This window comes from Yinghuangia sp. YIM S09857 (assembly GCF_051388915.1).
Classification (GTDB): Bacteria; Actinomycetota; Actinomycetes; order Streptomycetales; family Streptomycetaceae; genus Yinghuangia.
Window position 1 is genome coordinate 58,325 of record NZ_JBPKBH010000011.1, and the last position, 10,579, is coordinate 68,903.

The window sequence follows — 10,579 nt, forward strand, 5'->3', positions numbered from 1 at the left end:
GGGTTACCAGAAGCAGGGTGTGGCGGAGTCGGGGCGGCAGTGTTTGCCGGTTTCGATCATCGTCCATTCTTCCTGGGTTACGGCGAAGACCGCGGCGTAGTACTGGGGAGTCGGGCAGGGGGACGCATGGGGGGAGGCGAGGTTGTTGTAGGCGACGGCGCTGAGGTGGTCGTCGCGGTAGCTCAGGGCGGCTCTGTTGGCTTCGCAGCCGGGCACGACGAAGCTGAGCAGTATGCGGTCGGTTGGGGGTGGTGTGACTTTCAGGGCCAGCTTCAGGATTTCGGCGTCTGTGGTGGACAACGCCGCTGCGAAGCGGTCCATGGCGGCCGGATCCGTCACTCGGGGGTCCGCGCGCGGGCTTGGGGGTGCGGTGAGGTCGAGGCGTTGGAAGCGCAGGAGTTGGCCCGGTGTTGGCTCCGCAGCGGTGTACTGTCCGAAGACCCTAACCCCTTTGCGTCCCGAGCCACGTACGACGAAAGTTCGGGCCGCGATGGCCGGTCGGGCGCAGGGGGTCGGGGTGCCGACGGTGGTGTAGGTCAGGAACAGTTCGTCGCCGTCGGAGGCCAATCCGATGTCGCGGGCGTCGACGCAGCCCAGGGGCAACGGCCCCATGGCGACCACGGATTCCTCCGAGAAGTCCACGTCCGCGAACGCGTCCGGGTTGCCGGTGACCCAGATCCCGTACTCGGCTGCCGAGCGGTCGTCGCCGATGACCGCTGCATATTGCCCCTCGGGCAGGAGACCGGGCGGGTAGTCGAGGATGCGTGACTCGATGCGCTCGCGGTCCTCCTGTCCGCCGCTGGGCGTGGGGCTGTAGGGGATTTCGATGATCGGGGGAGGCGGGCTGCACGCGATCGGCAGCATCGTCACAGCGACGATCGCCAGGGCTCGCCCGAGGTGTCGGATCCGCGTGCCGCGCATGCTCGTGCCTCCCGACGGCCGACGAGTGCCGGTAGTGAGTCGGGGACAAGTACAGGGGCACGTGCCGGTGTTCGGCTATCCGACGCGTCGCTATTCGGATGCGTTCCGGCGTCCGGGCGCCACTGTGGGGGCGGGTGCGGTTTCGTTTTCGCCGGGACTCTGCCGGCTCGTCGGGAGGTCGCGGGTGCGGGCGATAGGCGAGAACAGCAGGAGCAGTCCGGCCAGCGGGATGCCCGCCGCGGTGGCGAACATGGCCGTACGCACACCGAAGGCGGTCCCCAAAACGCCGCCGAGCACCGCCCCGAGCGGGATGGTGCCGTAGCTGACGAAGGCCGTGGTTGCGGTGAGGCGGCCGAGCAGTTCGGGCGGACAATAGCGTTGCTGGAAGCCGGCCTTGATGACGTTCCCGGCGACGACCCCGGCGGTGACGCTGAAGCCGCCGGCGAGGAACAGCATGACGCCGGGCCCCGCGAAGGTCATCGGCATCAGCAACGCCGGTACGGAGAGCCCAAGTTCGCACAGCAGCGTGCCGCGCGCCGTGCCGAACCGGCCCGCGATCCGCCGCGCGGCGAACGCCCCGGCCACGCCGCCCGCCCCGATCGCGGCGGTCAGGATCCCGACCACCCCCGCGGACAGGCCGACTTCGCGGACCAGGAAGACCACGCGGATCGACTGATATCCCATCAGCGCGAGATTGGACGCGGCGGCGAAGAGCGTGAGCGTACGCAACCACGGGTCGCGCGCGATCAGTTGCAGGCCCACGCGGATCCCGACAGCGAGCCCGTCGCGAGCGGACGGGTCCGATTCCGGTGCGGGCCGGGTCTCGCGGTGCCGGATGCGGCCGAGGCAGAGGAGGGAGACGAGGGACGTCCCGGCGTTCGCGAACATGCCGTTCACGGCCCCGGCGGCCTGCGCGAGCATGCCGCCCGAGCCGAGTCCGGCGATCTGCGCGGCCGACGCGCTTCCGTGCAGCTTGGCGTTGCCTTCGGCCTGGTCCTCGGGTTCGAGGATCGCCGGGAGGTACGCGGTGTACGCCGTCTGGAAGAACACCGCCGCCGTGCCCGTGGCCAGCGCGACGCCCACCAGCAGCCCGACACTCAGCACGCCCGCCCGGTCGGCGAGAGGCACGCTCGCGAGGAGCACGAGCGAGACCGCCGCCGACACGATCATGACGGGACGCCGCCGCATGCGGTCGACCCACACGCCGGCCGGCAGCCCGATGACGAGCCACGGCAGCCATGAGGCGGCGGTCAGCAGCCCGACCTGGAACGTACTCGCCCCCAGGTCCGCCACGGCGATGAGCGGCAGCGCGACGGAGGTCACCGCCGCGCCGAACCGGCCGGTCGTCTCCCCGAGCCACAGCAGCCGGAAGTCGCGGTGGCGCCGCAGGAGGCCACCACCGCGCACGCGCGTGCTCATGACGGCCCCGGGCCCTTGCGCGGGAAGGACTGCAACTGGACGACGACAGGGCGCAGTTCGGCGCCGCCGTCATCGGCGGAGGCGGAGGCGAAGGCGGCGGAATCGGCGGCTGCCGGACGGGACGCCGAGTGCGTCCGGTAGCGGTTCACGACGTCCGCCAACTCGACGTTCATCGCCCCGAGTTCATCGGCAGTGAGGCGAAGGTCGCGCCAGTCGGCGACAGTTCCGGCGGCCCGCCACTCGTCGTCCCAGTCCTCGCCGACGTACGCCGTCACCCGCTCGAAGTACTGCCGCAGCAACTGGTCCAGGTAGACGGACAGCGCGCCGCTGCTCGCCGGGTCGTCGCGGAAGTCCGCGATGTCGAGCTGGTTCGCCCGTGGGACGCGCCGCCACCAGCGCTCGCGCTTCGTGCCGCGTTCTACCTCCTCCTCGATGAAGCCGTGCTCGGCGAGGTGCCGCAGGTGCCAGCTCACCGTGCCGGTGTTCTCCCCCAGCCGCCGCGCGAGCGTGCTGGACGTCGCGGCGCCGTCGAGGCTCAGCAGCTCCAGGATCCGCATGCGCAACGGGTGCGCGAGGCCCTTGAGGCTCTGCGCGTCGAGACGGCGGCGCCCGCCGGACGCGGACGTGTCGGACGCGGACACGTCGGACGCGGGCACGTCGGACGCGGGCACGTCGGGGGCAGGTGCGTCGGGGGCAGGTGCGTCGGAGGCGGGCACGGGCTCGGTGTCGCCGTTCGGGGTCATGCGCCGAGACTATATTGCAGAGTAATCTCTGCAAATGAATATCTGCACCCTGGGAGCCGGGATCGGCACAAGGCGCCGTGCCGCACCGGGACCCCGGCCTTGACCCTGACACCATGTGAGGCCGTGCACTGGGAGCCGTCATGTTCACCATCGGAGACTTCGCCAAGCACGGCCGCGTGTCCGTGCGGATGCTGCGCCACTACGACGCGATCGGCCTCCTGCGGCCCGCGCACGTCGACCCGCGCACCGGCTACCGCTTCTACGCCGCCCGCCAACTCGCCCGGCTCAACCGGGTGATCACGCTCAAGGAACTCGGCTTCACCCTCGAACAGGTCGGCGCGATCCTCGACGAGCGGGTGGACGCCCACGAGTTGCGCGGCATGCTGCGGCTGCGCCGCGCCGAACTCGCCGCCTCGATGGCGGCCGAGGCGGCCCGGCTCGCGCAGGTGGAGGCGAGGCTCCGGCTGATCGAAAGCGAGGGGCACATGCCCGCCCAGGACGTCGTCGTCAAACCGCTCCCGGCTACCCGCGTCGCCGAACTCACTGCCATGGCACCGGGGTTCGACCCCCGGCACATCGGCCCGGTGATCCGGCCGCTGTACGCGGAACTCTGCCGCCGCCTCGACACCGCGGGCATCGCCTTCGGTCCGGGGCTGGCGTACTACGAGCCCGCACCGGACGGCGGGGACTCGGTCGTCGTGCACGCGCGCATGGTCGTCGGCCCCGAGGTGACCGGGAACGCGGACTTCGCGGTGGTCGACCTCCCCGCGGTCGAGGAGGCCGCGGCGATCGTGCACCACGGGTCTATGGACGCCGTGCTGTCGACCGTCCAGGTGCTGGCCCACTGGCTCGACGCCAACAACCGCCTGACGGTCGGTTACACGCGCGAGTTGTACCTGGAGTGCCCGGACGACCAGGACAAATGGGTCACCGAGCTCCAGCAGCCCCTGGCCCGCCCGGACGCCGGGGCCGACACCCGAGACTGACCCGCGCCCGGCCCCTGGCCCCGGACCTCTGGCCCCGGACCTCTGGCCGCCGCGCGCCCGGCCCCTACAAGTACCGATGCATCACGTGGAGCCCCACGTACCCCTCACGCGGATGCCGGAACGACTCGGGAACGGTGCCGACGACGGCGAACCCGAGTGACCGGTACAACTTGACCGCGTGCACGTTGGTCTCGACGACCGCGTTGAACTGCATCGCCCGGAATCCGGCCTCGCGGGCCCAGTCGAGCGAGTGTTCGCACAGCGCGCGCCCGATCCCGCGCCCCGCGTGGGCCGGGTCGACCATGTAGCTGGCGCTGGCGACGTGGGCGCCGTTGCCGTCCCGGTTGTTGTTCATCTTGGCGGTGCCGACGACCGTGCCGTCGTCGTCCAGGGCGACGACGGTACGGTTCGGCGCGTCCACGTACCAGATCGCGCGCCCGGCGTCGGAGTCGAGGTCGAGGGCGTACGGGAACGTCTCCCCGGCCGCCACGATCGCCCGGAAGAACGGCCAGACCCCGGCCCAGTCCTGCGCACTCGCGTCCCTGATCAACATTCGGCCCATTGTGCCCGGCGCGGCGGAGCGTCCGGAACCGGCCACCACCCGCACTCACTCAGCGCGGCGCGTCCCCGCCGTCGCCCTTCTCGAACGACCTGCGCAGCGTGTCGGGCCCCTTGTCGGCGGCCCATTCCGCGGTCGACGGGTCTCCGCCGTCCGTCTCCCCCGGGCCGTCGCGCCACGCGGCGCCGCCCGCCAGTTCCTCCGACTCGGCCTCTATGTCCGCGTCGGGCGGCCTGGTCCCCACCGGGCCGCCCGCGGGGTCCACCGGGGCCGCCGCCCCGGCGTCCGCCTCGCGGACCATGCCCACGATGCGGCGGCCGGCGATGCCGAGGCTCATCATGCTGAGGCCGTCGAACAGCAGCGCCAGCGAGATGAACGTGCCGATCACGTAGCGGCTGCTGCTCGGCCACTCGGCGAGCACGAGCAGGCCGAGGGCCAGGTCGATGACGCCGACCACGACGGTCCAGGTCATCCGCGCGGACATGCTCGCGATGCCGCCGACGACGCGGAACAGTCCGGCGGTCAGCAGCAGGAGTGCCACGAACAGGGTGAGCGCCGCCGCCGCGACGTCCGGGCGCCGCAGCAGGACGACGCCCGCCGCGATGTTGAGCGCCGCGACCGCGAGGGTCAGCCAGAAGGCCCCGGCCTCCTTGCGCGACTGGATGGCCTGGAACAGCCCCACGATCCCGCCGACGAGCAGCAGCCAGGCGAACAGGACCATGGTGGTCAGCGTCGCGAGGCCGACGTACAGCAGGCCGACGACGCCGGCGGCGACCAGGATCAGTCCGAGGAAGACCAGGAACCCGAAGCCGAACCCGCCCTTGCCGCGCTCCGCCTGGGTGCCCGCCATCTTCCGGTGGCGCGGGCCGCTGCCGCTTGTCGTGCCCATGCGGGTGCTCCTCGCGTCGCGTCGGGACCGGTCCGGGACCGAGCCGTCGCGCGGGTACGCCCGGCAGGTCCGTGCGGATCTCCGTGTACCCGCTCAGCGCCCGGCTACCCGCACCCCCGACCGACGCCGCCCGATCGAGACGGCCACGGCGACAGGGGAAAACAGCGGTCGTCACGCCGAAACCGCACCCCCGGCAGGCGCTCGCCGACAACTGCACGCGCTCGCAATACGCGCGCCCGCAATATGAAGGCACCCGCAATACGCCCGGACGCGCCGAGGGGACATGTGGGCGGAAGGGAAGCGCAGGGAAAGCGGCGAGGATCAGGCCGGGCCCGAAGCGGCTCAGCACCCGCCCGCTCACGCCGACGTGGCACGCGCGTGGGCAAAACGGCGAACGGCCCGCGGCGGGTCAGCCCCGCTGCCTCCCCCCGCCGAAGCGGCTCAGCCCCGGCCCGCTCACGCCGACGTGGCACGCGCGTGGGCAAAACCGCGAACGGCCCGCGGCGGGTCAGCCGCTGCCCGCCCCCGGCGGCAGTGCGGCCGGGCCGAAGCCCGTGCCCGCGCCGATCCCGCGTTGGCCGGACGGGAGGGCCGCGCGAGCCGCAGGAGCGGCGGGTGGGCGGGACTGTTCCACGATCAGGCCGGCCGGGTCCGGGAGGCCCAGGAAGTGGCGGCGGAGGCGGTGCTTTTCGACACGGTGGTTCGGGGTGCGCGGCATGCGGATGACGACGCGGATGTGTGCGGGCCGCATGTACGGCGGGAGGGACTGGGCGCACCACGCGTGCAGGGCGTCCGGTTCCAGCAAGCGGCCGGGGTCGGGTTCGACGTACAGGACGATGTCGTCGTCCTGGCGGCCGTTCAGCGGCACGCCGAAGACCGCGCAGATGGTGATGTCCGGATGCTGGTTGACCAAGTCCTCGATGTGGTACGCGGATATGTTCTCGCCCCGCATGCGGATGCGGTCCTGCACGCGGTCCACGAAGTGGATCAGCCCGTCCTCGGGGTCGCACACGACCGCATCGCCTGTGTGCAGCCACAGATTGCGCGTCGCCTCGGCCGTCGTGAGCGGGTCGCCCAGGTACTCCTGGACGACGAGGCCCGACAGGTGCGGGCGCACCGCCAGTTGCCCGACGGTGCCGGGGGCCACGCGCCGGTCGTACTCGTCGAGGATCGCGACGTCCAGGAACGGCAGCGGCGCGCCCAGCAGTCCCTTGCGCGGCACCGCGTGTCCCGGGAGGACCGGCACGCGGTAATGCGCGCACACGCGTGTCACCTGCTCATGGCTGAGCCCGCGTTGCAGCGCCGCCGGCGTGCCCTCTCCCTCACGCATCTCCTCGACGACGGCGGCGACCGGCATGCCCGACTCGATCTGGTCGTACGCCGCCACCACGAAGTCGATGCCGAACCGACGCGCGAAGTCCGCGTGCGTCGCGGGCAGCGGGTGCAGCCAGACCTTCGCCAGCGGGTTCTGCGCGTCGCCGGGGCGCTCGGGCGCGCTGGTGAGCCACGGTACGACGACGTCCGTCAGCACCGCCGTGCTGGCCCCGGTCGCCGTCACGCGCCCCCAGAACTCCCCGGGGTGGAAGCGGTCCCACAGCGTCACCGTCGCGCCCGTCCACGCCGCGCGCGCGACCCCCGCGAACGCGCCGAGGGTGGTGTGCATCGGCAGGTCGTTGTAGACGACGTCGTCGGGCGTGGTGAGGCGGCGCAGCAGGAACGTCGACTGGGCGATCCAGCGGTGGCACAGCACGACGGCCTTGGGGCGGCCGGTGTTGCCCGGCGTGTGCAGGATGGCCGCGATGTCGTCGGGGCCGGAGCCGACCTGCGGCGGCAGCGCGCGGGCCAGGAAACGGGCGTACGGCACCTCGGGGAACTCGTGCGGCGGCGGCACGCCCACCGAGTCGTGCACGGTGACGCGCGGCGCGTACGGCAGGTGCCTGCGCACCAGTTCGAGCGCGGGCAGTCCGGCGCGCTCGGTGACGATGAGCGCGGCGCCGATGGTGGTGAGCTGGGCGAGCAGCAGTTCGCCGGTCAGGTCGGGGTCGACCGGGCAGAAGATGCCACCCGCCTTCCAGATGCCGAACATCCACAGGGCCGCGGCGTAGGGGCTGCGGCAGTGCACGGCGACGCGGTCGCCGTGGCGTACGCCGATGGCCTCCAGATTGCCCGCGATGGTGTCGGTAGCGCGGCGGGCCTCGGCGTAGCTGAGGTCCAGCCCGTGTTCGCCGTAGTGGATGAAGACCCGCAAAGGGGTGCGGACCGACCACGCGTCGAGTGCCTCGGTCACCGGTTCACCGTCGACGGCGAGCTCGGCGGCGAGCGTGTCGAGAAGGGCGGCTCCGCCGGTGGCGCCCGTGCTGGGAGTCGTCACTGGTTGTCCTCACGGGACACGGCCCGGATCTTCTTCGGGACCGTGCGGGATCGATGTAACTCGATGTATCGACGTACCGGTGCCATGCGCAGTGGAGCTGGAGCGTACCGCGTCGCGGGGCCCTGCGGGACGCGGCGGTCCAACTCACCCTTCCGCTCGTTGATCCGGGTACCTAGCATCGGCGTGCGGACTGTTGTTGACGCACAGTCAGTAAATGTGGACGAAGGAGGCGCGACACCTTGCCCGACAACACTGGGTCCACCGTCGTCACCGCGGAGGAGATCCGCGCCCGGGTGCGGGAGCTGGCGAAGGCCCACGACCCGGCCACCACCGATCCCGTGGAGTTCCTCGGGTACCGCTTCGACGCCGGCCTCGCCTGGGTGCACTTCCCGGTCGGCTGCGGCGGACTGGCCGCACCGCGCGCGCTGCAACAGGTGGTCGAGCAGGAGCTCGCCGCGGCGGGGGCGCGGCCGGCCAACCCGTTCCGCAATCCGATCGGGCTCGGCATGGGGGCGCCGACCGTCGCCGTGCACGGCACCGAGGAGCAGCGCTCGCGGCTGCTGCGGCCGCTGTGGACCGGCGAGGACGTGTGGTGCCAGCTCTTCAGCGAGCCGGGCGCCGGATCCGACCTGGCGGGGCTCGCGACGCGCGCGGTGCGGGACGGCGACGGGTGGGTCGTCAACGGCCAGAAGGTGTGGACGTCGTTCGCGCACAAGGCGCGGTGGGCGATGCTGCTCGCGCGGACGGACCCGGACCTGCCCAAGCACCAGGGCCTGACGTACTTCTTCCTGGACATGACGCTTCCGGGCGTCGAGGTGCGGCCGCTGCGGCAGGCCACCGGGCAGGCGGAGTTCAACGAGGTCTTCCTGACGGACGTGCGCATCCCCGACACGATGCGCGTGGACGAGGTCGGCAAGGGCTGGGCGGTGTCGAACACGACGCTGATGAACGAGCGCGTGGCCATCGGCGGCGGCGAGTCGCCGCGCGAGGGCGGCGCCATCGGCCCGGTCGCCGCGCTGTGGCGGGAGCGGCCGGACGTGCGCACCGGCGGTCTGCACGACCGCGTCATGCGGGCGTGGGTGGAGGCCGAGGTCGCGCGGCTGGCCAACGAGCGCATCCGGCAGCAGCTCGCGGCGGGCAAGCCGGGCCCGGAAGGCTCGGCGGCGAAGATGTCGTTCGCCCGGGTCAACCAGGACACGACGCGGCTGTGGCTGGAGCTGACCGGCGAGGAGGGCCTGACGTACGACGACTGGTCGATGCGCCGCGTGGACCTCGGGGGTTCGGACGGCGCCAGGTCGGCCGGCTACTACTACCTGCGGGCCAAGGGCAACTCGATCGAGGGCGGCACATCGGAGATCCTGCGCGGCGTGATCGCCGACCGGATCCTGGAGCTGCCGCGCGAGCCGCGCACCGACACGAAGCTGCCCTGGAAGGAGATCCCCCGGTGACCGAGACCCCCGCGCTCCTGTACTCGGACGTCGAGGAGGACCTGCGTGCGACGCTGAGGGGCCTTCTGGCGGACCGGTGTTCGTGGAACGACGTGCTGGTGCGCGTCGATTCGGACGAGCCGTATGACGAGGCGCTGTGGAAGGCCGTGGGCGCCGAACTCGGCCTCGCCGGGCTGCTGGTTCCCGACGAGCTCGGCGGCGCGGGCGCGACCGCGCGCGAAGTCGGGGTGGCACTGGAGGAGTTGGCGCGGTCCGTGGCACCCGTGCCGTTCTTCGCGAGCGCGGTGCTGGCGACCTCGGCGCTGGTCGCCGCCCCCGCCGGGGAGGCGCGCGACGAGGCGCTGCGCGCGCTGGCCGCCGGAACCCGGGTGGGGACGCTGGCCGTTCCCGCGACGATGGCGCCGGGCCAGGACTTCCCGCTGTCGGTGACGGGCGCCCCGGACGGCGAACGGCTGCTGCTGACGGGTGCCGTCACCAGCGTTGCGGCGGTGGACCGGGCGGACGTGTTCGTGGTCCCGGTGGTGGTGGACGGCGCGCCGTACCTCGCCCTCGTGGACGGCTCGGCGACCGGCTTCACCCGCTCGCGCGTCACGACGCTCGACCCCACGCGGCCCATCGGCACGCTCACGCTGGACGGCGTCTCCGCGTCGGTCGTCGCGGCGCCCGGCACCGCCGCCGAGGCCCTGCAACAGGCGCTGGTGGCCGGGGCGGCGCTCCTCGCGTCCGAGCAACTGGGGGTCGCGGAACGGGCGTTGGAGGAGGCCGTCAGCTACCTGAAGGTGCGTCACCAGTTCGGGCGGCCGATCGGCTCGTACCAGGCGCTGCGGCACCGCGCCGCGGACCTGTGGGCCGACATCGCCGCGGCACGCGCCACGGCCCGCTACGCGGCGGCCGCGATCGCGGACGGCTCCGACGACGCGGAGGTGGCCGCGTCGCTCGCCCAGGCGTACTGCGGCGACGTGGCGGTGCACGCGGCGGAGGAGTGCGTCCAGATGCACGGCGGCATCGGGTTCACGTGGGAACACCCGGCGCACCTGTACCTCAAGCGGGCGATGAGCGCGTCGCTGCTGATGGGCACGGCGGACCGGCACCGGGCCCGGCTGGGGACGCTGGTGGGGTTGCCGGAGGCGTGAGAGGGATGGGTCGGGGAGCTGCGTCAGGCGGAGACCTGGCGGGTGACGATCGCCGCGGGCGATGATCCGATCGCCCGCGGAACGCCCCACCGAGCCGGCCCGCCGATCGG

The 10,579-nt window shown here is 72.5% G+C and carries 8 protein-coding genes and 1 pseudogene; 3 read left to right on the forward strand and 6 right to left on the reverse strand.

Going from position 1 to position 10,579, the window contains the following annotated elements:
* Nucleotides 1-3: 3 nt before the first annotated feature.
* From ACRX5S_RS23330 to ACRX5S_RS23340, 3 genes are all read right to left on the reverse strand, one after another.
* Nucleotides 4-921, reverse strand: a complete 918-nt coding sequence (locus ACRX5S_RS23330) for a hypothetical protein (protein ID WP_436775003.1) — start codon at nt 919-921, stop codon at nt 4-6.
* 90 nt (nt 922-1,011) lie between these two features.
* Nucleotides 1,012-2,340, reverse strand: a complete 1,329-nt coding sequence (locus ACRX5S_RS23335) for an MFS transporter (protein WP_436775004.1) — start codon at nt 2,338-2,340, stop codon at nt 1,012-1,014.
* A complete protein-coding gene (locus ACRX5S_RS23340) occupies nt 2,337-3,083 on the reverse strand; it encodes an ArsR/SmtB family transcription factor (protein ID WP_436775005.1) in 747 nt (248 codons plus the stop codon). The genes ACRX5S_RS23335 and ACRX5S_RS23340 overlap by 4 nt, the downstream gene beginning before the upstream one ends.
* 140 nt (nt 3,084-3,223) lie before the next feature.
* On the opposite strand from ACRX5S_RS23340, the gene ACRX5S_RS23345 reads away from it, so the two are divergent.
* A complete protein-coding gene (locus ACRX5S_RS23345) occupies nt 3,224-4,069 on the forward strand; it encodes a MerR family transcriptional regulator (protein WP_436775006.1) in 846 nt (281 codons plus the stop codon).
* 64 nt (nt 4,070-4,133) lie between these two features.
* Here ACRX5S_RS23345 and ACRX5S_RS23350 read toward each other — a convergent pair whose 3' ends face one another.
* The 3 genes and pseudogenes from ACRX5S_RS23350 to ACRX5S_RS23360 form a co-directional block, all read right to left on the reverse strand.
* Nucleotides 4,134-4,622 (reverse strand): N-acetyltransferase family protein, encoded by a 489-nt coding sequence (locus ACRX5S_RS23350; RefSeq protein ID WP_436775007.1) that lies wholly within the window; start codon nt 4,620-4,622, stop codon nt 4,134-4,136.
* A gap of 283 nt (nt 4,623-4,905) precedes the next feature.
* Nucleotides 4,906-5,478: pseudogene (locus tag ACRX5S_RS23355) on the reverse strand (HdeD family acid-resistance protein); the annotation flags it as partial.
* A 547-nt stretch (nt 5,479-6,025) separates the two neighbouring features.
* Nucleotides 6,026-7,888 (reverse strand): AMP-binding protein, encoded by a 1,863-nt coding sequence (locus ACRX5S_RS23360; protein ID WP_436775008.1) that lies wholly within the window; start codon nt 7,886-7,888, stop codon nt 6,026-6,028.
* Between the two features lie 239 nt (nt 7,889-8,127).
* On the opposite strand from ACRX5S_RS23360, the gene ACRX5S_RS23365 reads away from it, so the two are divergent.
* Together ACRX5S_RS23365 and ACRX5S_RS23370 are read left to right on the forward strand one after the other, a co-directional pair.
* Nucleotides 8,128-9,336, forward strand: coding sequence for an acyl-CoA dehydrogenase family protein (locus ACRX5S_RS23365; protein WP_436775009.1), 1,209 nt, complete (start codon nt 8,128-8,130; stop codon nt 9,334-9,336).
* A complete protein-coding gene (locus ACRX5S_RS23370; protein ID WP_436775010.1) occupies nt 9,333-10,469 on the forward strand; it encodes an acyl-CoA dehydrogenase family protein in 1,137 nt (378 codons plus the stop codon). Before ACRX5S_RS23365 ends, ACRX5S_RS23370 begins: the two co-directional genes overlap by 4 nt.
* Nucleotides 10,470-10,579 lie beyond the last annotated feature (110 nt).

Coding starts and splice junctions, on each gene's coding strand:
- ACRX5S_RS23330 (WP_436775003.1), bottom strand. CDS start 921: ATGCGCGGCACGCGGATCCGACACCTCGGGCGAGCCCTGGCGATCGTC.
- ACRX5S_RS23335 (WP_436775004.1), bottom strand. CDS start 2,340: ATGAGCACGCGCGTGCGCGGTGGTGGCCTCCTGCGGCGCCACCGCGAC.
- ACRX5S_RS23340 (WP_436775005.1), bottom strand. CDS start 3,083: ATGACCCCGAACGGCGACACCGAGCCCGTGCCCGCCTCCGACGCACCT.
- ACRX5S_RS23345 (WP_436775006.1), top strand. CDS start 3,224: ATGTTCACCATCGGAGACTTCGCCAAGCACGGCCGCGTGTCCGTGCGG.
- ACRX5S_RS23350 (WP_436775007.1), bottom strand. CDS start 4,622: ATGTTGATCAGGGACGCGAGTGCGCAGGACTGGGCCGGGGTCTGGCCG.